Raw genomic sequence first — 25868 nt, 5'->3', positions numbered from 1 at the left:
TTTCCTTGCCAACTCCGACGTTGCACACCGCTCGCCTGCTATTGCGTCCTTTCACGGAAGCCGATACGGACGCCATCTTCGCGCTGCACAGCAGCGCACGCGTGTTGCGCTACTGGGATGCGCCGCCCTGGAAGACGCGCGCGCAAGCAGAGCGCTTTGTCGTGGTTTGCAGAAAAATCGAGCAGGAAGGCAGCGGCGCGCGGCTGGCCATCGAACGTGCCGCCGATGGTGTGTTCATCGGCTGGTGCTGTTTGATCAAATGGGATCCGGACTATCGCAGCGCGACGATGGGCTACTGCCTCGATGACACGGCATGGGGTCAAGGCTTCGCCACCGAAGCCGCAGGCGCCTTGTTGCAGTGGGGCTTCGATACGCTCGATCTGAACCGCGTTCAGGCCGAGACCGACACGCGCAACGCGGCATCGAGCCGCGTGCTCGAGAAGCTCAGGTTTGTCCGCGAAGGTACGTTGCGGGAAGATTGCATTGTGGATGGCGAGGTCTCGGATTCCTGGGTGTATGGGCTTCTCAGGCGGGAATGGAAGCCGTCGCTGTGAGGTCACTCACGGTTTGGCAAGTTGCCTGACCGAGTCCCTCTATCAACTGAGTCTGCACCGACAGGGCTTGCGCGTTGAGCGTGTCCGGCGCCAAACGACTGCCCGACAACCAAACGTGCAGAACCTCGTCTCGATGGGTTACGACCTCTGTACAGACCTCGAAAGAATTGCGAGCGAAGTCGGCTATGCCGACTCGGCGACGTTGCGGAGCTTGGGCAGCACGGCTAGCCCGGCAAACCAGGTGAACGGCCAGATGAGCGGCCAGATGAACGGTACAACGAGCGGCTACGGTACGCCAGGCACTCCCAACTCGGAGAGCGGCATGGCTAACGGGGCGCCGAACTCGGGTTTGCCGAGCAGCAATAGCTCCACGGCCAACAGCGCTCCCAAGACCAATAACACACTAGCGACCCCGAGCGTGGTGTCGCCCGCCGCGGGACAATAGCAGCGGGTAACGACGGTGGACAGGGAGCGATCAACCAGTGACAATCGTTTGTAGAATAAATCAATGTCCAGAGTAATGTTCTCCATGTTCCCAGATCCCTGGCTAGACCGTTGGCTAACACTGATCGAGTCGCGGGCCGGTGATCGGCCCGTGCTTGAGATTGGCTGCGGTTACGGCGACGATACTGCAACCTTGACGAAGACCGGTCTACGCGTAATCGGTTTTGACCTGTCGTTGAGCGCGGTAACGTCGACCAAAATCAGAGTACCCTCGGCGAGCATCGAACGGCGAGACGTTCGCGATCCGCTTCCCGAAGAAGCGACGGACCTGGGCGTTGTGTTGGCGAGCCTGTCGCTTCACTATTTTGCCTGGGAAGAAACCGTGTCGATTGTGGAACGCGTGCGATTGGCGCTTCGACCGGGCGGCGTATTGCTGTGCCGATTGAATTCCACCGAGGATCGAAATTTTGGTGCGGACGGGGGCGAGGAAATCGAGCCGAACTATTTTCTGGTGGACGGACAGGCGAAGCGCTTCTTTGACGAAAGCGCGGTGCGTCGACTCTTTGCGGATGGCTGGCGCACGGTTGCGTTAGAGCATACCGTGACTGATAAGTACCGCAAACCAAAAGCAGCTTGGGAAGTGGTTCTCGAGCGGGAATGATCGTCCGGAGCGGGCGCGCGACACCCGGAGTGCGTCACCCGAGGATCACAGCAAAGAGATCAAAACAGCAAGGATACCTGGGCAGCAGATAGCGGCCACCCGCAATCCATAAAGCAGGCAGCGCGCGGAGACGCGACTATCGCCGTAGCCGCTTCAGGGCAGATTCTTTGTGATGTCCTCGCCCAGCCACTTCTGCGAAATTTTCGCGAGCGTGCCGTCCGCACGCAGGCTTTGCAGCGTGGTACGTATCTTCTCGTTCCATTCGGGATCGCCTTTGTCGGTCGCAATCCAGTTCGGCTCGGCGTACAGTTGGGCGACGATCTTGAACGCCGCCGTCTGGTTAATACGCGCCTTGGCGGTCGCCAGATCGGAGATTACGGCATCGAGACGCACGCCGGGACCCAGCGCCAGGTCGCCGAAGGCGACCGTCTCGTCACTCGGTATTGCTTGCACGGCGCCGAAGGGAAAGGCAATCGGAGGCGTATTGGGGATCACCAGATTTTTCTGCAGATAGTTTTCATAGCTCGAGCCCAGGCCCACGCCGACTTTCTTGCCGGTCAGGTCTTTGGCCGACTGGATCCGGGTCTCCGCCTTGTTCACCACCAGCACTGCCGGGGAGGCGTAGTACGCCACCGGAAAGTCCAGCACACGCGCACGTTCCGTGTTCGGTGTCATCGAGCAGACGCAGAGGTCCCAGCGACCGTTCCAATGTCCGCCCACCACCACTTCCCAACTGGGCGCGGCGAGTTCGATCTTGACGCCGAGGCGTTGTGCAATGGCTTTGGCTACGTCGACGTCGAAGCCCGCATAGTGATTGGACGCGTCGACAAAACCGAATGGGGGATAGCTGTCCACCAGAATGTCACGCATGACGCCGCTGCGCTGGACACGTTGCAGGGTTTCGCCGGCATGCGCGGCCAGCGCGCTCAACATGACGGCGGCCATCACAAGGGCACTTGGGATCGATTTGAACTTCATGAGGTTCCTTAACAGGAGATCGGGCGCGCGCCGCACGTCCACCGATCAGATATGAGCACGTGCATAGCCTTTGCCGAAGCGGCGTTCAAGGCGTGCTTGCAGCAACTCGCAGACGATGGACATCACCCAGTAGATCGCGGCCGCCGCGATCAACATTTCCATATAGTGGTATGTGCTGCGGCCGTAGGATTGCGCAACGAAATTCAGTTCCCATACGCCCATCAAGGAGACGAGGGAAGAGTCTTTCAGCATCGAGACGAACAAACTGCCGGCCGGCGGGATGATGATGCGCAGCGCCTGCGGCGCGATCACGCGCAATGCGATCACGTGCCGCGGCAGACACAGGGCCAATGCCGCTTCTCGCTGTACGGGCGGGACCGACAGCACGCCACCGCGAATGGTTTCAGCCAGATAGGCGCCGTAGTTCAACGACAGCGCCATCACACCCGATGTCACCGGTCCCATGACGACACCGACCTGCGGCAGTGCCAGGTAAATCAGCAGCACTTGCAGCATCAACGGCGTACCGCGAAAGAACGAGCCATAGAACGTCGCGAGGGCGAAGGCAACCGGACTCGCGGACATGCGACCGGCGGCGACGAGCGTTGCGATCACGCAGCAGCATGAGATTGAGATCAGGGTGATCAGGATCGTCAGCGGCGCACCCTGGATAAAGTCGTCGGGAGAGAGGTGCAGGCCCAACAGAAACGGCAGTTTGTCGCGCACCAGTGAAAACTGTAGTCCGAGGTGCGACAGCAGCAGCACCAGCAAGGCGAGCAGGATCAACCATGTGATCCGCGCACGGATCTGGAAGCGGGCACGGCTACGCAACTCTTCACGTAGCGTGTCGAATTCCACGAGGGGCGCGCCTGGTGTGTCGGGTACGGCGGCAATGTCGTGCAAATGCCTGAGCTTCAGCTTGAACATGGAAACGCAAACGGTGAGGTGGCTCGGAAGGCGGCAAGCCTATGCGCTTGCGCCCGAAAGTGTAAATGGTTAGTGACGCGCAACGAAAAAGTAAAAATGCTTATGGATATATTGATACGGTATAAGGGCAATTGCGTCCGGGTGCTAGCATGCACGATCATAAAAATCATGTACCACCGCGACGCGCACAGGAAATTGGCGTCATGTCGGAGCGTAGCGGGCCAGGTACGGCAATATCATTTAAACAGCATGTCAGATAGACCTTCCGACTCACTGATCTCGTTGCGCGGCGTCAGCAAATGGCACGGCCGCACGCAGGTTTTGAAAACCGTCACGCTCGATATCCGCGCCGGCGAGACTCTGGTGATCTGCGGGCCGTCAGGCTCGGGTAAATCGACCCTGCTGCGCACGATCAATGGCCTGGAGAAACGTCAGGTGGGCTCCATTGACGTTGCCGGCGTCGCGCTGGATCTGGAATGCCGCAACGCCGAAGCGGTCCGACGCCATGTCGGCATGGTGTTCCAGCAGTTCAATCTGTTTCCGCATCTCACCGTACTGCAAAATCTGCTGCTGGCGCCGATGCATGCTCGCCGTATATCCCGGGACGAGGCGGAACAGTCGGCGCGATACTACCTTGCCCGTGTGCATCTTCAGGACCACGCCGATAAATACCCGGCGCAACTCTCCGGCGGCCAGCAGCAACGCGTCGCGATTGCCCGGGCGCTATGCATGCGGCCGAAGATCATGTTGTTCGACGAACCTACCTCGGCGCTGGATCCTGAAATGGTCCATGAAGTCCTCGATGTGATGGCCGAACTCGGTGAAGAAGGCCTGACGCGAGTGTGTGTGACCCACGAAATGGGTTTTGCCCGCCGCGTCGCGGACCGGGTGGTGTTCATGGACGGTGGAGAAATCATCGAAGTGGCGGCGCCGGATGTGTTTTTCGAGCGCTCGTCGAATGAGCGTACGCGGCAGTTCTTAAGCAGGGTGCTGGCGCATTGAGCCTGCCATGAGTCGCGCGACGCGCGACTCGATCAGGAGAAACGGGCAATCGTAAAGGCGGACGAGGCGGACACAGATCCGCTCGGTGGTATTCAGACGTATCTTGACAGGTGAGCCAAAAAAATGAACCAGAAAAGCTACTTCGGTATTAATTTAGGATTACTGATGTGGTCGGTGTCGGCCGCATCGGTATGGGCCCAAAGCGCACCGGGCGCAGCCACATCCGGTGTGCAACCCGCGGCAGCCGCCAGCGCGCCGGGCGTGACACTGGACTCGATGGTGGTCACCGGTAGCCGGGCGGTCAACCGCTCGCAGCAGAACAGCACCACTCCCATTCAGGTCATTAGCGCAAAGGATCTCGCGGCCACGGGACAGGGCAATCTGCTCGATGCACTGAAAACTTTGGTGCCGTCATTGACGACACCCGCTGTGGGCTACGACGCCGGCGCGCTGTCTCGCACCTTCCAGCTGCGCGGCTTGGGACCGGGCGAAACACTGGTGCTCGTCAATGGCAAGCGGCGCCATCTTTCGGCGACGCTGTATGCGGACGAGGATCCATCCCAAGGGGCGAATGCGGTTGACCTGGACTTGATACCGCTCGCGCTGATCGATCACGTTGAAGTTCTGTTGGGGAGCGCGGCGGCGCAGTATGGCTCGGACGCCATTGCGGGCGTGATCAACATTGTTCTGAAGCGTGCCAGTCAAGGTAGCACGGCCACCGTTACCGGAGGCGCATACGGCAGTGGGGGCGGCGCCACTGGTCAGGCCGATGTCGAACAGGGGCTGCCGATCGGCGATGACGGTTACCTGACCTTGAGTGCGGGATTCCGGCACCATGGCTACTCCAATCAGAGCGGGCCCAGCGGTGGACCCGAACCCGCCAGGGTGCAAGGCGATCCGCAGACCAATATCGGTACGTTCGGTTTTAACCTGGAGCGCTCGCTGACCCCGGGCGTGACGTTGTACAGCTTCGGGACGGTTGCGGACCGTACCGTGCGTGCCTACGAAGACTACCGTTCGCCGTCCTATATCAGCGAGAACATGCCGGAGTTGGCGGCCCTGTACCCGAACGGCTTTTCTCCGGTGGAGCGCAGTCACGAAACCGACTTCAGCTTTACCATCGGCGTCAAAGGCAGGACGGATTCGAACTGGGACTGGGATCTGAGCACGACCTATGGTCGCGACGAAATCAGTTTGAGCAATCTGAATACCGCCAACTACAGTCTGCTGACCGACAACGGTTATACGCCAACGTCGTTTTACGTCGGCAGCTATACGTCCTCGGAGTTGACTACCAACCTGGATTTGCGCAAGTCGTTTCAACTGCCGCTGTGGAGCGCGCCGGTCAACGTCGCGGTGGGCCTCGAACATCGCTATGAAACGTTTAGCCTGGGCGCGGGCGAGCCCGGCTCGTACTATGAAACCGGGTCCGTTGCATTCCCGGGTTATCTGCCGACCGATGCGAGTAGCTCGAACCGGCAGAGCGTCGCCGCCTACACGGATGTCTCGACGCATATCTTGCCGCCCTGGCAGGTCGATCTGGCCGTGCGCGCCGAAGATTACCAGGCCCTCGGTGCATCCGTTGACGGCACGGTATCGACGCGCTACGACTTCACCGATGCGTTTGGTGTGCGCGGGTCGGCAGGGACGGGCACTCATGCTCCCACCCTGGTGCAGGACCACTACTCGGCCACCAACGTGACGACCGGCGGCGCCTCGATCCAGATTCCGTTAGGCTCACCGGGTGCGGCGATTCTCGGTGCTCCTAATCTCAAGGACGAAACATCCCGGCAATTTAGCCTCGGCATTGCTGGCAAGCCGACTCACAATTTCGACTATAGTCTGGACTTCTATCAGATCGACGTGGACAACCGTATCGTGGATAGCGGCGGTATCTACGGGCCGCTTGCCGCAGAGGCGATTGCAGCAAACGGAACCACGGTGCCGGCCGATGCGGTCGAAAACACCTATGCGCAGTTCTTTACCAACGGCGCCGATACGCGTACGCGGGGGATCGATGCGGCATTGAACTACCTGACGGATTATGGCCGCTACGGCAGCGTGAAGTGGAATCTCGATGCCAACTATAACCGCACCACCATCCGTCATATCAACACGCCGGCAAGCCTCGCTGCGGCCGGTGTTTCAGTGCTGGACGCCATTCAGACCTCGAACCTGACGACCGCGACACCGCGCATCGTGGTCTCGGGGGCGGGTGTCTACACGCTGGGCAACTGGCGGGTAACGCTGCGTGAAACCTACTACGGCAAATCCACGCAGGTTCAATGGTCGACGGACTACAGCACGGTGTATCCGGACAACGTCAATCCGGCCTTTATCACTGACCTCGATATCGCCTACAAGATCAACCGGAACGTGACGGTGGCGCTCGGCGCCAACAATCTGTTCAACACCTTCCCCAACAAGAATAATCCGAACGCGGAGCCTAACTTCGACATGTATCCGCATTTGTCACCGTATGGGATCAATGGCGGCTACTACTACATGCGGTTGACCTGGCAGATTTGAGTTCGATGGCGGTTGCGCGGCGCGATGCGGGTTTGATCGTGGCAAAGCGGAGCGGGACAGTGCGTGGTGCTTGCCTGCTGCTATGGCTGGGCATTGGGTTGGGCTGCGCTCTGCTTTTCGAAATCCTGAGCGGAAATGCCACGCCCTTTATATAGGAACGCGGTCAAGTCCCAGATCGTCTGGTCGTCTTGCGTCTTGCCGAACGCGGGCATCGCGGTCATTTTGACGCCGTTCTTGATGACCCAGAACATCATCTTGGGATTGTTCCGGCGCGTCGGCGCCAGCAGTTCCGGTGCGAGCGGCAGGATCCCCTGACCGATCGGACTCAGCGCGTGTCCCGGTGCGCCGTGGCACGCCGCACAAGTGCTCGCGTAAAGACGCGCACCGGCCTCGACGTTGGCGGTAGTCATCAGATCGGGCGGCACCTCGATATCAGCCGCGTGGCGGTGCAACGACTGCAGGTAAGTCTTGTGCAGCAGCCACGCGACGAGCGGGTTATGTCCGGACGTGGCCGAGACATCGTACACGCCCGAGTACATGAATCCGAAGCCGGCCGCGCCGGCCACGACCGCCGTCGCGACGAACGCGCTCAGCGTGGGATGCCGGGAAAGGAATGAGGCTTCTCTGGCTACCGAGTTCATGTTCGACTACCTGCTATAAAAAATGGGGAAGTGGATTGCTGCGTGCAAGGCCTCGAAATACACACTGACACAAGCGCTTGTGTCAGACCGTGTAGTCATTGTTGGATCGGGTAGATGACGGCGCCCTTGCCCGGTGATTACAGATTTGTCATTTACCCGTAGTGACCGGACCTGGTCGCGCATAGCACTTCAACGCGCATTGGGTCTGGACTGTGCTGCGTAGGCATGACGCCCGACGAGCGCTTTGAACCATTCGACGTATCGATCAAAATTGGCGACAATCGCCCCACGCAGCGACGGTGAATGGCCCCCGTTGCCGTATCTGCCGCTCAATCTGAAAGTCTGAAAAGGCAATATGAAACACGTGCTCCTCGCTGCGCTCGCGGCCGCCTCTTTCGTCACCTGCGTTCATGCGCAAAGCAACGCGTCGGGCCCGCTCGCCACGCCTTCGGGCACGCTGCAATTCGTGCGTGCCGATCGCGATTTCACTGCCATGCTCGACAAGGAAACGTTCGATCGCTTCGAGGCGAACGGGCTCACGCATTTCGATGACGTCGGCAGCACAAACGACAGCGTTACGCGCATGCTCGTGCAGACCGAGTCAGGCCCGGTGCTGTACGACTTTCGCCGCCGTCCGGCGCTCGTGCAGCGCCTGGACAAGCGCATGACGATCAGGCGCGTGTTCTGGCAAGGCGATGAAGTCGTCATGCAAGGCTCGCAAGGCTGGTTTCGATTCGAGCACGGTGTGCTGACGAAGCTGCAGTCTACGAGCACGATCTACCATTGATCATTCAGCTCAGACGGGCTGGTGATGCGCGAAGAAATCAAGCAGACTCTGCGGCGCGTTGGGACCAAGACACGCTTCGAGTACGCCTTCCGCCGCTATAGCCTCAGACGCGCTGCGAGGGAAGAGGTCTTTTTCATACGCAGCGAGCGCCGCTTCAACGTCGCCAGGATTCGCGGCGATGGCCTGCGCGAGTTCAGCGCCGTCGAACATGGCGAGGTTGGCCCCTTCACCAGAGGGGATCATCAGGTGCGCCGCATCGCCTAGCAGCGTCACCCCGGGTACGCGAGCCCATCTGTGCCCAACCGGAAGCGCATGAATAGGGCGCGGCACAGGGTCCGTCTCGCCGTCGGTGATGAGCGCTGTTAGCGCCGGAGCCCAACCCTCGAACTCCTCGGCAACGCGGGCCTTGGCCGCTACCGGGTCGGAGAAGTCGATGCCGTCGATCCAGTCCTTGGGCTTGTGTAACTCCACGTACGTGTGCAGCACACCATTCGGCTCGCGGTGCGCGAGGATGCCCTTTCCGGGCGCAAGCGCAAACAGCGCGCCATCGCCAACCGCTTGCGCGCTAGCCTTGTGACGGGTGTCGCTGTCGTACAGGTGCGTTTCAATGAATGCTGTGCCCACGTACGCCGGTTTCGCCTCTGAAAGAAGCGGACGAACTCTCGACCACGCGCCGTCCGCCCCCACGAGCAAGTCTGTCGTCACCGTCGAGCCGTCGGCAAAGGTCAACTTATGCCGGCCGTCGCCGAGCGCAGACGCTGTGGCAAGTTTGTGTCCCCAGCGGATCGTGTCGGCAGGAAGTGAGTCGAGCAGAATCCGCCGAAGTTCGCCTCGCGGTACCTCGGGGCGGCCGCCGGTGCCGTCGTCGGGTTCATCAAGCAGGACGTTGCCGTCCTTGTCGAGTACCCGCGATGCCTGACCGCCGGCGTGAATGATCGCGAGAAACGGATCGAAGAGCCCTGCTGCCTTGAGCGCGAGCTGCCCGTTGTATTCGTGGATATCGAGCATGCCGCCCTGCGTACGCGCGTTAGCCGAGGCTTCCGCTTCGTAGACCGTCGCGGCAATGCCGTGGACGTGGAGGACTCGGGCAAGCGTCAGCCCACCCAGTCCCGCACCAATAATCGCAATCGAAGTGTTCATCCTGATTCCTTGATGGTCGGAGGTCGTCACACGATCTGCTTCAGACAGTCTATGGAACGTCATTCCATAGTATTATTGGAACGGCATTCCATAAGTGTCAAGATGAACAATGGCAAAAAAAGCACGCAGCACCCAACGGCGCGAGGATTCGCTCTCGCCGGATCGAATCATTGAGGCGTCCATTGCGCTGCTGGACAGTAGCGGGGAGAACGGCCTGACGTTTCGCGCCCTGGCCGAGCGGCTCGCCACCGGCCCTGGTGCGATTTACTGGCACGTCGCCAGCAAGAGCGATCTGCTGACCGCCGCGTGCGACGCTATCGTCGCTCGCACGCTGAGCGAGCCCGTGGTCGGCGCGACGCCGGAGGCCAGCATTCGTGCGCTCGCGCTGGGCATGTTCGACGCGATCGACGCGCATCCATGGGTTGGCTCGGCGCTCACGCGCGCCCCGGGTCAGTTGCCCGTCGTGCGTATTCTCGAACGCCTGGGGCAGCAGTTACGCGCGCTTGGCGTGCCGGACGAAGAACAGTGGGAAACGGTGTCCGCGTTGTTGAGCTATATCCTTGGCGTCAGCGGACAGAACGCGGCGAACGCGCATTTCGCGCGGGAGCGGGACGCCGATAGGTCCAACTTCCTGGATGAGGTGGCGACCATGTGGTCTCAGCTCGATCCGGATGAATACCCGTTCACTCGCAGCGCAGCCGCACAGTTGCGGGTCCACGACGACCGTGTCGATTTTCTCGCCGGGATCGATCTCATCCTTGGCGGGATCAGCCAGCGCGCGGCCGCTGCCCGGAAGGGGCGTGCAGGCGTCGCCGGGACGAAGAGCAGGCGTTGATTCTTCGAGGTCGTATTGAGTGAGGATGACTGACTATCCCCTCACTCCACCACCGCCTTCGGCTCAGCCGAACGACTCGAGCCGCGCACAGCCCGTCCACCAAACGCGCAGACGATCAACGTCGCCGCCACCAGCACGCACAACGCCAGTCGCAACCCCAGCAGTCCTGCGCCGAATCCGATTAGCGGCGGGCCCACCAGAAAGCCCGCGTAGCCCGCCGTGGCGGCCATGGAGACACCTACGGCCGGCGTCGGAGTCGAGCGGCCGGCAGCACTGAAGATGACCGGAACGATGTTGGCCAGACCGAGGCCGACGAGCGCAAATCCTATACAGGCGGTGAACGCGCTTGGGATGCTCAGCACCAGAGCAAGACCGCTCGCCGCGACGAAACCGCCCAGCGCCACCACCTTGCTGGAACCCAGCCGGCGCACGAACACGTCGCCGATGATGCGACATGCCGCCATCGAAAAGGCGAACGCGGAATAACCGAGTGCCGCAATGCTCGCCTCGCCGGTCAGGACGGTGCGCAGGAACACTGCGCTCCAGTCGGCTATCGCGCCTTCCACCATCATGCACAGGAACGCCAGCGCGGCGAGCCTCATGACAGCCGCACTGGGCAGCGCGAAGCCGCTGCCACCTGGCGCTGCACGCGGTCCAAGCTCGCGAAGCGCAAGACCGGCGGCAGCAAGGATCAGTGCGCCGATCAACACATCCGGCAACGCCAGGCTGGCGATCACGCCCATCCCGCTCCTTTGGAGCATCGCGCCGGTCGCGGCGCCGAGTAGGCCGCCGGCGCTCCACGCAGCGTGGAACGACGACATGATCGGCGCGTGCCAGGCGCTTTCGATGGTACTGGCATGGCCGTTCATGGATACATCCAGCGCGCCGTTTGCCGCACCCAGCAACAGAAGCACGATGCACAACAACGGAAAGTTCGGCGCTAGCGCAGGCAGCGGCAGCGCCGCCACAAACGCTACGCCGAGCAGAGCGGTGGCCCGGCCGCTGCCAAGCCGGGGCGCCAGGCGTCCTGCAAGCGGCATCGCGACGATGGCGCCTAGCGCGAACGCGAACAGCGCCATGCCCAGCGAGGCATCGCTTAGCGAAAGGTGTTCCTTGATACGTGGCACTTCGACCGCCCACGCGCCGATCCCGAAGCCATTGGCCAGAAACACCGCGACGGTTGCAATACGCTCCTTGACAGGCTTCATGGCGTGGCCACGATTACGCTACCGCAGACCTTTTCAAGCGTGCGTCGCCCGTCGGCGTGGAGGTCCGCCTCGATCACCAGATAGTCGACGTCCGATGCCGGCGCGACCACGAACGGGGCCGCGGTCATCAGCTTTTCGGATGTCATCGCAATGGCGACCAGACCGCTCGCTTTCACCATGGCGCGCTTCAGTTCGGCATCTTCCGCTTCGAAGGCCGCCACACCTTCGATGGGGTCGAGGGCGCACGCCCCCAGAAAGCAAAGATCGGCCTTGATCTGCTGGACCTGCAGCAGCGCGGTGGCCCCAACCGCACCGGCAACCTGTTTCCCAACCCTGCCGCCGACCAGGATGACATCGAAGCCCGGCCGATCCAGCAAACGCAGGCACGCCTCGGGCGAGTTCGTGATGACCGTGAGGCCGGCGTTGTCAGGCAGCGCTTGCGCGATCGCGACGTTCGTTGAGCCCGCGTCGAGCAGGATGACCTGCTTCCTCTGCACGATCGACACCGCAGCGATAGCGAGCCGCTGCTTGCGATCGACCGCCTCGCGCATCCGCGTGGATGCGGGATGGTCAGCGGGGGAGGTGAGCAGCGCGCCGCCATAGACCCGCTTGCAATGGCCGGCGCTGGCGAGGTCGCGCAGGTGGCGGCGCACCGTATGCTCGGACGTGCTGAGTTCGACCGCCAACTCCGACGCGAGCACGCGGCCCTGCGCTCTGAGCCGCTCAAGAATGAGCCGCTCGCGCTCCTCGGGCAGAAGCCCGTCTACTGCATCCTGCCGCGTTCGTTGCATGCGTGCTTCCCGCTTGAATGGCAAAACGATCATAAACGAGCATAATGTATATAAAACGAGCAGAATACGCAATAGGCGGCGAGCCGGTTAGCCCAAGGTCGAAAACGCGGTGGAGGTAGTACGCGGCGACCTCGGCGGTCGGCACGTTGAGGGCATTCAACCGGTAGGCGCTGAACAGGCCGTTGGCTAGAGCGCGTCAATCCAGGCGGTGACTGCAGCGTTCACGTCTTTGCTGCGGTCCTGCATGATCCAATGGCCTGTGTGGGACCACACGTCAACTTCCGATTTCGGATGTGCGAACCAGGTTCGCATGCGGTTGGCCTGCTCGTTGTCGCGGCACAAGTGCTTCACAGGCACTGTGAGGCTTTTGCAGAACGTGGCGCTCGCCTCTCCAATGCCGACCTGATCGCCGCCAAAGAACAGTGGGGCAAAGGACTCGCGTACGACATGCGCGGGCATGCCCTGGACGCGCCTCGCGTGCCAACGCTTGTACGCCGGATCGGTGCTGCGGTCATAGACAAGTTCGAACAGGGCAGGCGCCGCCACGCCGGGATCGCCGGCGTTCAGATCGCGGCTGGTTGTCGCAAAGAGTTTGGCCGCGGCTTCGGAGAGGCCGAGCGCGCCGTCGACGGACACCACGGCACTGACCAGGTCCGGCCGCCTGGCGGCAAGTCGGGCGGCGATCTGACCACCCATCGAATGGCCCACGATGATGAACTTCTGGCCGGGATATTTCGTCGCGATAAACGCCTCGATGTCCGAGACATAATCCGCGGGCGTGTAGGCGCCCGAGGGCATGACCTGCGATCTGCCATGTCCGCGCAGATCGACAGCGACGACACGGTATTGGCTTTCGAAGTACGGCAGTTGCCAGCTCCAGTCATGGGAGTCGCAAGTCCAGCCGTGGAGAAACATCACATTCTTGCCTTGGCCTCGCTCCGTCGCGAACAGCGTCGCCGGCGATTCGGGCGCAGCAGAGGCCGTACGGCTGCCCAGCGCGCCTGCTACAGTCGCCGCACCGGCGATCTTCAGCATGCCGCGTCGGGACAGTTTGTGTTTCATCATTTCCATTCGTTATCCTTATTGATTGAGCGTGCATCAACCGCCTGGCTCGCTCGCCTGCATGACGTCGAGCTCGAAGCAATTGACCTGACTCCATGTTATACGTTGGATATCTACGGTCAATTACGCACCTTCAGGTGCGCAGATATACAGAAGGATGCTGGGATGACTTGCGAGGTCGATGAGGTTTTCTTTGCGGACTGTGCCGCACGCTCGTTTTTCGATCAGGTGGCGAACAAGTGGTCGGTGATGATTCTCACGCTGCTCACCAGGAAGCCAACCCGCTTCAACGAGATCAAGCGCAGGCTGGAAGGCGTCACGCACAAGGCGCTTACGCAAGCCTTGAGGCGCCTCGAACGGAATGGCCTGATCGCGCGGGCGGTGCTCAATACTTCGCCGGTAGCGGTGGAATATTCGATCACGGAACTCGGGCGAACCTTGCAGGTTCCGTTCGGCGCGGTTTATGCGTGGTCGATCGAGCATCTGGATGAGATTGACCAGGCACAAAAGGTCTATGACCAACATGCGCCGTGAGAGCCATAGTGCCAACACCCGGCCCGTAGCGGGAGACCCTGCCGCTAGTGGGTGATTGGAGACGAGCACCTATTGAGGCGAATCTCCAAAAACCGAAATTAATCTTTGCGAACAACGCGCTTAATTCTTAGCGCCCGCTTTCCTAAACTTGCTGTTAGCTGCTATGGACTCGGTCGCGCGAGTTTGATCGCCACGAGCCAAGCGTACAACGACCGCTATGGAGACATGCAAATGGGTCGTTTACGTCGAAATTGCAGTCCAATCAAAGAGGAACGGGTCATGAAAAAGGCAACTAGCACACTCATCGCGGCGCTCGCCGCACTCACGCTGTCGGGCGTCGCTTATGCGCAGAACAACACGCTGGCCACCCCGACCACCGTGTCGCCCGCCGCCACTGCAACGAGCGGCTACGGCGCGCCTGGCGCCACCAATTCGGAAAGCGGTATGGCCGCCGGATCGTCGAACTCGAACCTGTCGAATAGCTCGAGCAATAGTGCGGCGGCTCTCACTAACCTCCCCGGGAGTCACAACACGCTGGCCACCCCGAGCACAGCGTCTCCGGCTGGCCAATAACGGCAATTGAGGACGACAACCAGGCGTCAATAAACGACGGCAGGAATAAGTCAATACGACTGGCTTAGCTTGCCGTCACGCGCCAGATGGCCGAACCCGCCCCCACGTTGAATGACAGCGTCGGGGCGGGTTCGGCCATGAGCGCTTGTCTGTCTCGCGTGCCTCTGTTCGGCCGCGTGGCGCAGACGCCGCGCCCCATGCCGTTCCCGCAGAGCACCGCCTCCATCGCCGCAACCTGTTGCTTACTTGCCGCCGGTGACATCGAGGAACGTGCCGGTGATGAACGAAGCCTCGGCGCTTGCCAGCCATAGGATCGCCCGCGCAACCTCTTCAGGCTGACCGCCTCGTCCCATGGGGATCGAGTCTTTGACGCGGTCCACCCGTCCCGGCTCGCCGCCACTAGCGTGCATGTCGGTGTAGATGTGTCCCGGGCGAATGCAGTTGACACGTATCCCATCCCGCGCGACTTCTTTGGCGAAGCCGGTAGTGAATGTCTCAAGCGCACCTTTCGAGGCAGCATAGTCGACATATTCGTTTGGACTGCCAAGCCGGGCCGATGCCGATGAGATGTTGATCACCGCGCCGCCTCGACCATTGTGACGACGCGACATCCGCTTCACCGCCTGCTGCGCGCAGAGGATCGGGCCTATCGCATTGACCGCAAAGATGCGCTGCATCCGCTCGAATGCGAGATCCTCTAGCCGAGACTGCTGCGCAATGATCGCGGCGTTATTGACCAGCACATCGATGCGGCCGAACTTCCGGTCGATCGCGGCGAATAGCTGAGCGACCTGCTGCGGATCTGCGCTGTCTGCACGCATGGCTAAAGCCCGGCGCCCGACAGCTTCCACATCGGCGGCCACCGCAAGAGCGGCAGACTCGTTGGAGACGTAGCTTATCGCTACGTCGTAACCCTGTGCGGCAGCCAACCGCGCAGTCGCCGCGCCTACGCCACGGCCTCCGCCCGTTATCAGAATCAATGGGGTCTGCGGAACAGTATTCATTGAGGGAACCTCCATGTGTGATGCTTGCGCTGTGCCGCCTTTATCCGAATGCTGCCTGGCTCGGCCGAATAACAGAGCAGTGTCAATCGCCTTATGCGCAAGAGCGTCAAGCGGCGGCCCATGCGTTGATGTCGAGGACCGCGTCAGCGAACGCTTCGGGTGCCTCCTGCGGAAGATTGTGGCCGGCGTTCGGCACGACGCGGTTCTGATGGCGTCCCGTGAAGCGCTGTGAGTTCGCCTGCCTTCCCCCGGGTGGCGAAACGCCATCGGCGTCCCCTTCGAGCGTGATCGTAGGCACCGTGATCGACGGCATGGCGGACAAGCGGCGCTCGATATCGTCAAACTGGGGATCGCCGTCGACCAGTCCGAAACGGTGCCGGTAAGAATGGACGACCACATCGACGAAATCGGGGTTGTCGAACGCCGCTGCCGAGCGCGCGTAGGTGTCGTTGTCGACGCGCCAGGTCGGTGACCATAGCGACCATAGCAGACGACAGAACGCGCGCCGGTTTTCAGTCAGTCCGGCCCGGCCGCGCTCGCCATGGAGGTAGTACTGGTACCACATCCGGTATTCCTTTTCGGGGTCGGCGGGCCGCACGGCGCTAGCTATGTTCTGGATGTTGTAGCCGTTGACCGAGACCAGTCCTCGCGCTCTCGAAGGATAGAGCGCGGCCACGATGCATGCCGCCCGGCCGCCCCAGTCGTACCCGCCGAGCGTGGCCTGGCCAATCTGAAGTGCATCGAGTAGCGCTAGCAGGTCTGCTCCAAGCGCCGCTTGCTGGCCCGAGCGAAGTGTCGTGGGCGCAAGGAAGCGCGTTGGCCCGTATCCCCGAAGATAGGGGGTGATGACGCGGGCGCCCTGGGATGTCAGGCGTGGCGTCACCTCCGCGTATGCGTGGATGTCGTAAGGGAAACCGTGTAGCAGGACCACCGGCCAGCCGTCGGCATTGCCCTGTTCGTCATAGGCGATGTCAAGCAGGTCGGTTGCAATATGTTTAAGCATGGTGTCTTCCTTCGCAGCAAGAAGGATATCTATCCTGCGGCGGTCCATCAAACCAGATAAATTGCCGAATCGCGTTAGAAAAACGCCTGGTTCCGGGTTGGACTGCCAATGTCGGCCGTTCGACATTGCGAACTGGATCGCTAACAACCGATCACTTTGCCCGACTTGACCTGCTACGATAGCTCTGTCCCTTTACGGAGAAACGGTCGATGACGAACATAGAAGTGCTTCGCGCTTTTTATGCGCGATACATAACGGCCAAGGGAGCGTGCCGAGACCCGAGCGTCCAGGCGGCATTTGCGTTGGTCGAAAGGGAAAAGTATCTGGGTCCCGGTCCATGGAACGTGTACACGTTGACGGGATACATCTCGACCGACACGTCCGACCCTGCCGTTCTCTATCAGGACATCCTGATCGGGCTCAAGACCGATCGAGGCATTAACAACGGTGAGCCGAGCCTCCATGCCCGGTGTCTGGACGCAGCCGCCATCTCGCGGGGCGAAACCATCACACACATCGGTTCGGGAACCGGCTATTACACGGCACTTCTCGCGCACCTCACTGGTGAAGCAGGGCATGTGGCTGCGTATGAGATCGACCCGGGTCTGAGTGCGCATGCGACGTCGAACCTTGCTCACCTGGAACACGTCCGGGTGCTTGAAGAAAGCGGAACTCACGCAGTGCTGCCGCGCTCGGATTTGATTTACGTGAGCGCGGGTGCGACGCATCCATTGGATAGCTGGCTTGAGGCACTCAATGATGGCGGCCGTCTGATTTTCCCGTTGACGCCAAATCGCGGCCTCGGCGGCATGCTGCTTGTGACACGTGTTGCGGCCAACTCATACGCGGCAAAGTTCATCTCACCGGCGCAGTTCATCGAGTGTATCGGAGCTCGCGACGATGCGACCGGAGAATCCCTGGTCAGTGCGTTCAAATCAAATACGACGGCGGCAGTCAAGTCGCTAAGATTGAAAACGCCCGCGGACCAATCGGCGTGGTTCGTGGGGGCCGACTGGTGGCTATCGACCTCCGAGCCGGCCTGACTTCCGCCAGATTCCACCAGACTTGTCTGTTGAGCGACCGTTACACACTACCTTCACCATGGATTCCTGCGTCATGACCGCCACCCGTCGTGCCTATCTGATCGAACAACTGGCCGAGATGCCGCGCTTCCTCGCCGAGGTCTTTCAGGGGATGCCCCGAGAGCACCTTGCTCGCGCGCCGGAAGAAGACAACCTGTCGCTGGTCGAGCATCTCTGGCATATCAAAGACTGCGAGAGCGACCTCTATTACCCGCGAATCGTACAGGCTCTCGATCACGACAAGCCGGCGCTGTTGCCAATGCCGGACATCGGCAGTTGGCCGCTTGCACGCGCTTACGCACAGCGTGACGGCGACGACGCGATCCGTGAGTTTACGACGCTACGGCGGCACTTGATCGATCGCCTGCAAGATCTGGAGCCGAGTCAGTTTGAGCGGGTCAGTATCCGGCAGAACGGCTCGACCTATGAGGTGTACGACCTGCTTGAGCATCTTGCGGATCATGATCGTGACCACCGGTGGCGTATGGCTGCGCTATTGCGGCGCGGCTTGCTCGCCTGACACCGGATTTCGCCCTCTTCATGCCGTGGTCCTCGAGATGAATTCTTTTTCACGGTTCCATAATCGACCCGCCGGGCGCAAGCGGCTACGCTTTCGCTTATCCGGATGCAAGCGAGTGGTCGCCGAAGAAGCGGGTGAATCGCCCATCGAACTTGCCCGCATTTGAGTGAGCGTCGGCCGCGTGTGTCCGACGCTCGCAAAACCTATATTACGTTAGCCTATCATCATGATTTACGTAGACGAGTTGAAAAGCGGCGCCTGGAGCGCCCGCGGTCCGCAAGCCCAACATTGCCGGCTGTTTTCGGACGATCCGACGCCCGATGCGCTGTTTGCAATGGCCTTGCAAATCGGACTTGATCCCGCCTCATGGATTCCCTCACGCGCGGCCGACGGCACCTTCACGCCGAAGGGTGCGCCGTACTACTGGATTCGCCCCGACGTGCGAGCGAAAGCTGTCGCTGCCGGCGCACGGCGCCTTAAGAACAAGGACGCCGACCGGCTTCTGGCGCAAGTCACGGTTAATGTCTCGAACATGCCAATGCCGGTTGCGGACTAGGCAACAGGGGACCCGTATATCCATGTAAATCGTCGGCTAACTCATCAGGTACGGTTGGCGACTTCAACGGAATGAGATCGCAGCGGCGTCGGCCTGGAGCGCGGCCTCGAACATGGGTTTGCCTGGACCTGCTAACCATTCGTCGAAACTCAACAGGTGTCCAAATTCGCTCTTTAGGGCAGCGATGTCCGCATGGCCCGCGAGTCGGCCGTCGTCGAACAGGGATGTAAGACGATCAAGGAAGCTGTTGTCCTGCAACAGGCTATCGGGGAAGCGGTAATAGGCGATTAGCTTGCCCGCCGCGCGGCTCAGACTTTCCTGTAGCGTCACGCCAGTCACCTCGTCCCCGGCAATTTCGATGGTCCGGCCGACGAATCTGTCTGGATCGGAAAAGATGGTCGCGACGATCTTGCCGATGTCTTGCACCGCAATCACCTGTCCGGTCTGACCCGGTCGCAGAAACGACATGAAAACTCCCTTGTCGAGTCCCATGCCGGGAAGCATCAGAAGTTCCATGAAGCCGGCGGGGCGAATGATCGTGCTGCGCAGACGGGTGCCGCGAACATGCGCTTCAATCTCGGACTTGCTATCGAAGTGGCCCATTCCGGTCTTGTCGGGACCAGCAGCATTGACCGAGGTATAGACGAAATGTTGCACGCCCATTTCGATGGCGATGTCCGCGACGCTTTTGCCGTAGCGGATCTCCTGCTCGTCGGATATGCCGTACAACGCGCCCTGTCCCGAACTGGGTTGCACGCTGAAGACGCCATAGGCTCCCGACGTTGCGTTCCTGATCGAATCGCTGTCCGAAAAGTCGCCCTTGAATAGCTCGACGCCCAGGTCCAGGAGAGCTTTCGCCTTGTCGCTGGTGGGATTGCGGACCAGCGCCCTGACCGGCCATCCTTGCAACTTAAGCGCGGTTGCGACGGCTCCGCCTTGCTGTCCAGTGGCACCGAACACAAGCACGGCTTTGGAGGCGGCTGCATCCTGCCTGATCAGGCTGTTTGATTCATGAATATCAACGGTCATTTTCCACCCCAGTCTGTTAGAGATAGGTTATGGTATACATTTGATACTTGAATGCAATTACGCACCTGAATGCTACTAGGTAGCCTGGAATATCCCGGACAATGTCGACACCATCCCGAGAAGACCTTGAATTAAATCGCGTCGTGCTCGAAGAAATTACGACCAAGTGGTCGCTGCTTGTCCTTGGTTGTCTCTGCGGCGGCGCCATGCGGTTCAATGCGCTGCGAAGAGCAAACGAGGGCATCACCCAGAAGGCGCTGACTCAATGTCTTCGCCGGCTTGAGGCCAATGGCTTCATCAATCGCTCGGTCATCAGCACGGCGCCAGTTGCCGTCGTCTACGAAATATCGCCGCTCGGGCGCTCTCTCGAGCCGCATCTACAAGCGATCCTGAAGTGGGCAGAAGATCATCGGGAGGATGTCCAGGCTGCGCAGAGAGCCTTCGCCGCTCGCAGCCCTTTTCCTTGAGAGCATCACGCCGTGGCAATACCACAGCAACGTTGCGTAAAGCCTGGCCACCCGCAACACGATGGCCCGCTACGCAGGGTTAGCGAGCCATGCTTTCCTGGATGGACATGTTTCCATAGCGCGCTTGTAGCCTTCGCGTGCGCGGGTGCGAGCCATGTAAGACTGCTCTACCTCACCGAGGGTGATGCCGCCACTTGTTTGGGGGCAACTCCAGAGCGTAGGTCACCGAAATGTCGGCTGCGGTGAACGTCTCGCCAGCAAGATAGGGTGTATGCGCAAGCCGACGCGTCACCAACGTCAGCCGGCTTTCGAAAACCCTCCGCGCCTGACCCGCACTCCAGTTCTGCCGCTCGGACTCCGGCGCGATAAGGCGGGCGCCAACGACGAAGTAGATGGAGGCCGCGAGACCGGCTTCACCGAGGTGGAGGAACTGCTGGTAAGCGGGGAACGCAGGATCGCGCGGGGTGGGCGCGAGCGGCGTCGGCCCGTAGCGAGCCATCAGGTACTCCATGATCGCAATGGACTCGACCATCGTGACGTCGCCATCCTGAATGGCCGGAATGAAACCGGCGGGATTGATGGCCAGGAACTCCGCGTCTTCTTCGACACCGGCTAGCAGGTCCACTGGCCTCAGCCGGTAAGCGAGCCCCATCTCCTCCAGCAGCCAGACGACCCGGAACCCTCTTCCTTCTCCAAATACGGTGATCATCTTTCGCAACCCTCCTTTGATCAGGTTTTATCTACCTTATTTCGGAACGACGAATGGGAACCTCGAAAATCGACATCATCGTTGGGGTTGGCTGCGGAGCTGGGAAGCCTCCGAATCTGCTGCTTCGCGCGAGAGTGCGGTGCAAAGCGGCCATTACAAAAAGTTGTAGACTCGCGGTTAATCTGGCTATCGATTGACGAGCAGCGGTGTGAGCACGCTTACCTTGCTACTGACCGTCTGTGTTCGCGTGCTCCAGCCGGAGTTCGCGAGCTAAACGCGCAATGTATCAATCAACGCGCGTAGACCGCTCGATACGTGACGGTGGCCAGAGTAATAAAGACACAGGCCGGGCATAACCGGGCACCAATCGGCCAATACGCGCTCAAGGTGACCATCGCGCAATGCGTCGCGGACATGATGATCCGGCACGCCTGCTATACCACCTGGAGCGGCCTTCGGGATGCAGCACCTCAGCCGCATGAAAGAATCGCTGTTTTGGGTATTGGGGGATTGGGGCACGTTGCCTTGCAGCTATCCAGGGCGTGCGGTTTCGAGACCATCGCGATTACACACTCCGCGGACAAGCGGGACCTGGCCATCCAGCTAGGCGCGGATCAAGTGGTTGGCAATGGCACGGAACTTCGCGATCTTGGTGGCGCCGACGTACTATTGGTCACCACCAACGAGTCCGGCGCTGCAGAGGAGGCCATGGCGGGTCTGAGGGTCGACGGTCGCGTGATCCTTTGCGGACTGGACTTCAGCAAGCCGTTCTCGATCTCGTCGCAGGGCAAGCCGTTCCACATGATGCGCCAACGGGTAATCGGCTCCACGCATGCGGGACTGCGCCATCTCAGCGAGGTGCTTGACCTCGCCGCAAAAGGAAAAGTTAAGCCAATCGTCGAGACCTTTTCGCTAGACCGTGCCACCGAAGCGTATGACCGTCTCGCTTCCGGGAAGATGCGCTTCCGTGGAGTATTCACACCTTCACATAGCAACTGAACGCAAGTACTGCCGAGCGGACGCCGCGTTGCGTCTCGCTCGGCAAGTGCTTTGGCCTGGCTTTTCATTCCAGGGGGTGCATAGGCTTGCGGGCGACGAAGTGCAACCACGACGCGTCACTCGTGTGGGCATCGCCATCGATACGCTTGCCGTCACCGCATCCGAACACGGATTCAACCCGGAACCCTAGTGATTCCAATTGGCGCCGCTGTTCGGTCAACGTCGTGTACACGATCAGGATGCCGAAAAAATGGGCTGCCGCCGTCTTGATCGAATACCCTTCGTAGTTGCGATGAAAACGCGCGTGCCGCATGTAGTTGTAGGAGGCAAGAGGAAGCGTCCGTAGTGCCCGTAAGGTCCGCCATCCGTAGCGTAATGGGTTGAGCGTAAAACGCGGCATCAGCTTCGGGATACTGTCCTGGAACCCAGGGCCATCGCGATTGTGGCTTGAGAACCAGACCAGGCCGCCGGGCCGGGTAACGCGGAACATCTCTTTCAGGATCAGAACGCGGTCTTCGTAGGCCACACAGTCGATTCCGTTGCAGCTGAAAGCCGTCAGCGCATAGTGATCGGTTGGCAACCCTGACATGTCCCGCGCATCCATGTGATACAGATTGAGATCCGGGTAGCGAGTGCGAGCGTGCTCGAGCAGTTTGGCCGTGTAGTCGATCCCAGTGTAATTGGACGAAATCTGCATCATTAACGGAATCGTGCGGCCCGCGCCGATACCGATGTCGAGCAACGGCTCGCCGCGACACTCCTCGGCGATCTGGTCGAATGCGGCTTTTTCCCCAGGGTCGATCCACGACTTGCTCCGAAGGAACTCGCGCGAGGCATCGCGCGAGTTCCAGGCACGCTGGTTTATCTGGTCAAGCGTAAGTTGAATGTCCATTACGAGACTCCCGTCTCATCTCAAGCCCAAAACCGCAATCGCCAAAACGAGGACGCACCTTTCCGGCGCCGGTCGGTGGCGACGAGGCGCGGGGAGATCTTTATGCGTTGACTCGGGCGGATGGAAGCGTTCGTCCAGGTCCGTTGCTACGGCCCTGACTCCCGGTTACTGCTCAAACAGGCGAGCGAATACAACAAAAACAATACGGTGATCTATACAAAAGGATAAATTTATCGATACGATTACCTTTCCCGTTGCCTACATCATCGTAAGTTAACCCGGTGAGGTCAACGCTTCAGTGTGCGCCAGCGTACACTCTGCCCAGCCCATCGGCAGAATGGTCCGGTCATGACCAGCGGAGCGGTGCGAACGTCCGTTCTTATAGCGAGCGGAAACAGCGCACCGCGCTCCCGGCGTTGCCACACGGGTCGAACGCCACACCGTGTTCGCCAATCAGGCGACAATCAACCCGTGCTTGGGCAACAACCGTTTGAGCACGAAATGCCTGTGATACTCGGCTGCGGAATGGAACGAATAGGCTCGACTGTTCCTGATGCGCGTGAAGTTCCTCTCTGTCAGCGCCTCATCCAGTTCCGAGCCCCACGCACCAACGGAATACGCCGCACATCTCGCGACCTGAAGCGACCCTTGCTCCATCGCCTCCGTCCAGGCGCGCTCGCGCTCCGTCATTTCTCCTTCGTGTGCAATCAGCGTCTGAACGGCGTTCTCGATCGCATCGAACGGGACAATTGTGCCGCGCGAGGCTTCGGTATAGCGCTTTTCAGCGACGCGCATAAAGAAGGCGTGAAGCTTGCGAGACGCTTCCAGAAAATTGTCCGGATTCGAGCGGCTCTCGAGGTGACCGCTTTGCTTATAGCGGAACGCCCATTTCAGGAATGGACGATCCGGGCAGGTATCGACGCCACCGTGTCCGATATGTGCAGCATTCTCAATGAACCCATAGAGCCGTCTGAACTTCGAAGCACTGCCCTCGACGTAATTCTTCGTCTCGTGGCCATGGCCATCGGAAATCTGAATCGAATCGATATCAATCGAATTCAGCCACGATGTAACACCTGCGAATCCAAAATGGGCGAACGTGTCGGCGTAAACGTGGGCCGCAATCCCTGCCAGCACCAAACCGAAGTCTTCCTGCGCGAAGCCCAGGTGATGCTCCAGCATTTCGTTCGCAATAGCGCTGTCCTTCTGGCAAACGAGCTTTTCCAGGTAGTTGGTCCCCTTGTTACCTGGCAAGAAATGAAACGGCACCCAAACGAGCCGGCTATCGTCGCGCCCCTCCTTGTGATTCGTCTTGCGGCGCACGAAGTTCGCAGCCTCCCTTTCAAGGTGACCGAGCCCTGCGAAAATACCGGTCTCCAGGGGGTGATGCGCCGTGGGTATAGTGACCACCGACTCGCAAAAGTCGCCCCCTACCTCCCGAACGGAAATGAGGTCTTCGTCGTTCTGGTCGTCCACATATTGCGAAGCATAGGCAATAGTTTCGGCATCCTCCTTCGGAATGCCGGCCGCCGCAGCCATTGCATATGTCGCGTAATAGTGCATATCGCGCTGCATAAACTCCCCCGGACGTGTGTAATCGGGTCGATTCTACTGCCGGCTCTTCTATTAAGGTGGGTCGATTCTCACTGAAAACCTGCCTGTTGCCAGAGCGCTTTTGTCCTTAACGTCCTTTGCGCCAAAATTTCCCCATACAGGAAACGCCAGAAGCCGGTGTTACCATCCTTCGCTCAGATTAAAGCCCGCCTCGTTCATATCCTTTGGACGACAGTTCGAATTTCCAACCAGCACCTTCGTTCGAAGGAACAGACAGTGAACTGCACACACCCGTCGGCGCATTCCGATGCACCCGGAGAAGAAAGGCATGGACGAATCCTGGAGGCCCTTCATGACCATGGCTGGTCGGAACAGGACAACTTTCTTCCGCCGGATTTGACGCTCTCGCTCGCGCTGGAATGTGCGACGCTTGCGGCTGCCGGGACGCTCGCATTGGCGCGGGTCAGCCAGGGCGCGGCGCGTTCGCTCCAGCCCGATGTCCGCGGCGACCGGATTCACTGGTTGGAGGCGGGGCAATCCGACGCCTGCGACCGGTATCTCGCGATCATGGAAACGTTGCGTGTCGCGTTGAATCGCAGGCTCTTTCTGGGACTCGAAGAATACGAAAGCCATTTCGCGTTCTACGCGCCTGGCGATGCGTATCTGCGACACCGCGATCAGTTTCGCCATGACGACAGGCGCACGGTGTCGGTCGTCGTCTATCTGAATGCAGACTGGCTGCCTGAGCATGGCGGTGAATTGCGACTGCATCCGGAGGGCCTGCGCATGTGGGATATCTCGCCGGTCGGTAGCCGGATTGCGGTGTTTCTATCCGCCGATATGCTGCACGAGGTATTGCCCGCGACGCGCGATCGCCTGTCGCTCACCGGATGGTTCAGACGCCGCGCGTAATGGCGCTGGCTTTCATGCGTTGATTCTTGAGACGGGGAGGCTCTATGAAATTCGACTGGCACCGGGACCCGATTAATCGGGCCACCAAAATTGACGAGACCTACAGGAACACTCAGAACGTTCGGCGGTTTCTGAAGAGTGAGTGTGGTGAGACGTTTAAGTTCGATCGACTCTTCATGGCCTGGATTAAAAGCGGCGTACCCCGGAACATGGGGGAGGTGGCGGACGAATGGATCAGGTTGCGGAAGGCCGACGGCGGAATTTGACTGCTCTGTGTTGAATGGATTGCGCGGCACGCGGCCAGTCGCGGCCATTTGCCAATCTCGCTAACCGGTCACTCGAGTGGCCGGTTCACTCTGAAACCCGCCAAACGCATGTCTGGTGACGTGCCCATCGGTCATTTGACCGATACCCTACCGGCGCCTTCCCTGCGATCCTTGCGTTCATACCAATTGCGCCCCCCGACTGGATGGTG

The 25868-nt window shown here is 60.3% G+C and carries 30 protein-coding genes; 16 read left to right on the top strand and 14 right to left on the bottom strand.

The annotated features are described in order from the left end of the window. Positions 1-5 precede the first annotated feature (5 nt). The 3 genes from P3T42_RS31590 to P3T42_RS31580 all read left to right on the top strand — a co-directional run bounded on the left by P3T42_RS31590 (position 6) and on the right by P3T42_RS31580 (position 1659). A complete protein-coding gene (locus tag P3T42_RS31590; protein WP_429308280.1) occupies positions 6-554 on the top strand; it encodes a GNAT family N-acetyltransferase in 549 nt (182 codons plus the stop codon). A gap of 115 nt (positions 555-669) precedes the next feature. Further along, the gene (locus P3T42_RS31585) at positions 670-999 is read left to right on the top strand and encodes a hypothetical protein (RefSeq protein ID WP_429308279.1); all 330 of its coding nucleotides are present in this window, start codon (positions 670-672) and stop codon (positions 997-999) included. Positions 1000-1074: 75 nt separating this feature from the next. Continuing rightward, entirely contained in the window at positions 1075-1659 is a 585-nt protein-coding gene (locus P3T42_RS31580; RefSeq protein WP_429308278.1) for a class I SAM-dependent methyltransferase, read from the top strand. A gap of 153 nt (positions 1660-1812) precedes the next feature. On the opposite strand, the gene P3T42_RS31575 is transcribed toward P3T42_RS31580, so the two are convergent. Together P3T42_RS31575 and P3T42_RS31570 are read right to left on the bottom strand one after the other, a co-directional pair. Next, complete coding sequence (locus P3T42_RS31575) at positions 1813-2637, bottom strand: transporter substrate-binding domain-containing protein (protein ID WP_429308277.1); 825 nt, start codon at positions 2635-2637, stop codon at positions 1813-1815. A 45-nt stretch (positions 2638-2682) separates the two neighbouring features. Continuing rightward, positions 2683-3564: an amino acid ABC transporter permease gene (locus P3T42_RS31570; RefSeq protein ID WP_429308276.1), complete on the bottom strand. Its 882-nt coding sequence runs from the start codon at positions 3562-3564 to the stop codon at positions 2683-2685. Positions 3565-3813: 249 nt separating this feature from the next. Here P3T42_RS31570 and P3T42_RS31565 point away from each other — a divergent pair, with 249 nt between their 5' ends. Together P3T42_RS31565 and P3T42_RS31560 are read left to right on the top strand one after the other, a co-directional pair. Continuing rightward, the gene (locus P3T42_RS31565) at positions 3814-4566 is read left to right on the top strand and encodes an amino acid ABC transporter ATP-binding protein (protein WP_429308305.1); all 753 of its coding nucleotides are present in this window, start codon (positions 3814-3816) and stop codon (positions 4564-4566) included. Between the two features lie 123 nt (positions 4567-4689). After that, positions 4690-7095, top strand: coding sequence for a TonB-dependent receptor plug domain-containing protein (locus P3T42_RS31560; protein ID WP_429308275.1), 2406 nt, complete (start codon positions 4690-4692; stop codon positions 7093-7095). 80 nt (positions 7096-7175) lie between these two features. Here the strand turns inward: P3T42_RS31560 and P3T42_RS31555 are convergent, their stop codons facing one another. Further along, a complete protein-coding gene (locus P3T42_RS31555) occupies positions 7176-7736 on the bottom strand; it encodes a c-type cytochrome (RefSeq protein WP_074296658.1) in 561 nt (186 codons plus the stop codon). Positions 7737-8091: 355 nt separating this feature from the next. On the opposite strand from P3T42_RS31555, the gene P3T42_RS31550 reads away from it, so the two are divergent. Continuing rightward, positions 8092-8523 (top strand): hypothetical protein, encoded by a 432-nt coding sequence (locus tag P3T42_RS31550; RefSeq protein ID WP_429308274.1) that lies wholly within the window; start codon positions 8092-8094, stop codon positions 8521-8523. A gap of 9 nt (positions 8524-8532) precedes the next feature. Here the strand turns inward: P3T42_RS31550 and P3T42_RS31545 are convergent, their stop codons facing one another. Then, complete coding sequence (locus tag P3T42_RS31545) at positions 8533-9663, bottom strand: FAD-dependent oxidoreductase (protein WP_429308273.1); 1131 nt, start codon at positions 9661-9663, stop codon at positions 8533-8535. A gap of 109 nt (positions 9664-9772) precedes the next feature. Here P3T42_RS31545 and P3T42_RS31540 point away from each other — a divergent pair, with 109 nt between their 5' ends. Continuing rightward, a complete protein-coding gene (locus tag P3T42_RS31540) occupies positions 9773-10498 on the top strand; it encodes a TetR/AcrR family transcriptional regulator (protein ID WP_074296654.1) in 726 nt (241 codons plus the stop codon). A gap of 41 nt (positions 10499-10539) precedes the next feature. On the opposite strand, the gene P3T42_RS31535 is transcribed toward P3T42_RS31540, so the two are convergent. From P3T42_RS31535 to P3T42_RS31525, 3 genes are all read right to left on the bottom strand, one after another. Continuing rightward, positions 10540-11706, bottom strand: a complete 1167-nt coding sequence (locus P3T42_RS31535) for an MFS transporter (protein WP_074296652.1) — start codon at positions 11704-11706, stop codon at positions 10540-10542. Further along, the gene (locus tag P3T42_RS31530; RefSeq protein WP_429308272.1) at positions 11703-12497 is read right to left on the bottom strand and encodes a DeoR/GlpR family DNA-binding transcription regulator; all 795 of its coding nucleotides are present in this window, start codon (positions 12495-12497) and stop codon (positions 11703-11705) included. Before P3T42_RS31530 ends, P3T42_RS31535 begins: the two co-directional genes overlap by 4 nt. Positions 12498-12683: 186 nt before the next feature. Then, complete coding sequence (locus P3T42_RS31525; protein ID WP_429308271.1) at positions 12684-13532, bottom strand: alpha/beta fold hydrolase; 849 nt, start codon at positions 13530-13532, stop codon at positions 12684-12686. An 18-nt stretch (positions 13533-13550) separates the two neighbouring features. On the opposite strand from P3T42_RS31525, the gene P3T42_RS31520 reads away from it, so the two are divergent. Together P3T42_RS31520 and P3T42_RS31515 are read left to right on the top strand one after the other, a co-directional pair. Beyond that, positions 13551-14093, top strand: coding sequence for a winged helix-turn-helix transcriptional regulator (locus P3T42_RS31520; RefSeq protein WP_429308270.1), 543 nt, complete (start codon positions 13551-13553; stop codon positions 14091-14093). Between the two features lie 279 nt (positions 14094-14372). Next, positions 14373-14666 (top strand): hypothetical protein, encoded by a 294-nt coding sequence (locus P3T42_RS31515; RefSeq protein ID WP_074296646.1) that lies wholly within the window; start codon positions 14373-14375, stop codon positions 14664-14666. A 242-nt stretch (positions 14667-14908) separates the two neighbouring features. On the opposite strand, the gene P3T42_RS31510 is transcribed toward P3T42_RS31515, so the two are convergent. After that, entirely contained in the window at positions 14909-15670 is a 762-nt protein-coding gene (locus tag P3T42_RS31510; protein ID WP_074296644.1) for a glucose 1-dehydrogenase, read from the bottom strand. Positions 15671-15776: 106 nt separating this feature from the next. Beyond that, the gene (locus P3T42_RS31505; protein WP_429308304.1) at positions 15777-16673 is read right to left on the bottom strand and encodes an alpha/beta fold hydrolase; all 897 of its coding nucleotides are present in this window, start codon (positions 16671-16673) and stop codon (positions 15777-15779) included. Between the two features lie 209 nt (positions 16674-16882). On the opposite strand from P3T42_RS31505, the gene P3T42_RS31500 reads away from it, so the two are divergent. The 3 genes from P3T42_RS31500 (at position 16883) to P3T42_RS31490 (ending at position 18831) form a co-directional block, all read left to right on the top strand. Next, positions 16883-17716, top strand: coding sequence for a protein-L-isoaspartate O-methyltransferase family protein (locus tag P3T42_RS31500; RefSeq protein ID WP_429308269.1), 834 nt, complete (start codon positions 16883-16885; stop codon positions 17714-17716). 73 nt (positions 17717-17789) lie between these two features. Further along, positions 17790-18275 carry a DinB family protein gene (locus tag P3T42_RS31495; RefSeq protein WP_074296636.1) on the top strand — a complete coding sequence of 162 codons (486 nt, stop codon included), beginning with the start codon at positions 17790-17792 and terminating at the stop codon, positions 18273-18275. 226 nt (positions 18276-18501) lie between these two features. Next, entirely contained in the window at positions 18502-18831 is a 330-nt protein-coding gene (locus P3T42_RS31490) for a DUF4031 domain-containing protein (protein WP_074296634.1), read from the top strand. 63 nt (positions 18832-18894) lie between these two features. Here the strand turns inward: P3T42_RS31490 and P3T42_RS31485 are convergent, their stop codons facing one another. Continuing rightward, the gene (locus P3T42_RS31485; protein ID WP_429308268.1) at positions 18895-19860 is read right to left on the bottom strand and encodes an NmrA/HSCARG family protein; all 966 of its coding nucleotides are present in this window, start codon (positions 19858-19860) and stop codon (positions 18895-18897) included. Positions 19861-19961: 101 nt separating this feature from the next. On the opposite strand from P3T42_RS31485, the gene P3T42_RS31480 reads away from it, so the two are divergent. Continuing rightward, positions 19962-20327, top strand: a complete 366-nt coding sequence (locus P3T42_RS31480; protein WP_074296630.1) for a winged helix-turn-helix transcriptional regulator — start codon at positions 19962-19964, stop codon at positions 20325-20327. 172 nt (positions 20328-20499) lie between these two features. On the opposite strand, the gene P3T42_RS31475 is transcribed toward P3T42_RS31480, so the two are convergent. Together P3T42_RS31475 and P3T42_RS31470 are read right to left on the bottom strand one after the other, a co-directional pair. After that, positions 20500-21036 (bottom strand): glutathione S-transferase family protein, encoded by a 537-nt coding sequence (locus tag P3T42_RS31475; protein WP_429308267.1) that lies wholly within the window; start codon positions 21034-21036, stop codon positions 20500-20502. A 270-nt stretch (positions 21037-21306) separates the two neighbouring features. Beyond that, a complete protein-coding gene (locus P3T42_RS31470) occupies positions 21307-21516 on the bottom strand; it encodes a LysR substrate-binding domain-containing protein (protein ID WP_429308266.1) in 210 nt (69 codons plus the stop codon). On the opposite strand from P3T42_RS31470, the gene P3T42_RS31465 reads away from it, so the two are divergent. After that, positions 21424-22035, top strand: a complete 612-nt coding sequence (locus P3T42_RS31465; protein ID WP_429308265.1) for a zinc-binding dehydrogenase — start codon at positions 21424-21426, stop codon at positions 22033-22035. The genes P3T42_RS31470 and P3T42_RS31465 overlap by 93 nt on opposite strands. A gap of 64 nt (positions 22036-22099) precedes the next feature. Here the strand turns inward: P3T42_RS31465 and P3T42_RS31460 are convergent, their stop codons facing one another. Together P3T42_RS31460 and P3T42_RS31455 are read right to left on the bottom strand one after the other, a co-directional pair. Beyond that, the gene (locus P3T42_RS31460; protein WP_429308264.1) at positions 22100-22927 is read right to left on the bottom strand and encodes a class I SAM-dependent methyltransferase; all 828 of its coding nucleotides are present in this window, start codon (positions 22925-22927) and stop codon (positions 22100-22102) included. A gap of 453 nt (positions 22928-23380) precedes the next feature. Continuing rightward, a complete protein-coding gene (locus P3T42_RS31455) occupies positions 23381-24502 on the bottom strand; it encodes a DUF6765 family protein (protein ID WP_143788338.1) in 1122 nt (373 codons plus the stop codon). 255 nt (positions 24503-24757) lie between these two features. Between P3T42_RS31455 and P3T42_RS31450 the strand changes: the two genes are divergently transcribed. Further along, positions 24758-25393 carry a 2OG-Fe(II) oxygenase gene (locus tag P3T42_RS31450; protein WP_074296620.1) on the top strand — a complete coding sequence of 212 codons (636 nt, stop codon included), beginning with the start codon at positions 24758-24760 and terminating at the stop codon, positions 25391-25393. 44 nt (positions 25394-25437) lie between these two features. Next, positions 25438-25659, top strand: a complete 222-nt coding sequence (locus tag P3T42_RS31445) for a DUF6434 domain-containing protein (protein ID WP_429308263.1) — start codon at positions 25438-25440, stop codon at positions 25657-25659. Positions 25660-25868: the final 209 nt, after the last annotated feature.

The sequence above is a fragment of the Paraburkholderia sp. GAS38 genome, from assembly GCF_050434965.1.
Classification (GTDB): domain Bacteria; phylum Pseudomonadota; class Gammaproteobacteria; order Burkholderiales; family Burkholderiaceae; genus Paraburkholderia; species Paraburkholderia phenazinium_A.
The sequence above is the reverse complement of the archived record's forward strand: the minus strand, read 5'-3'. Positions and strand labels throughout refer to the sequence as shown.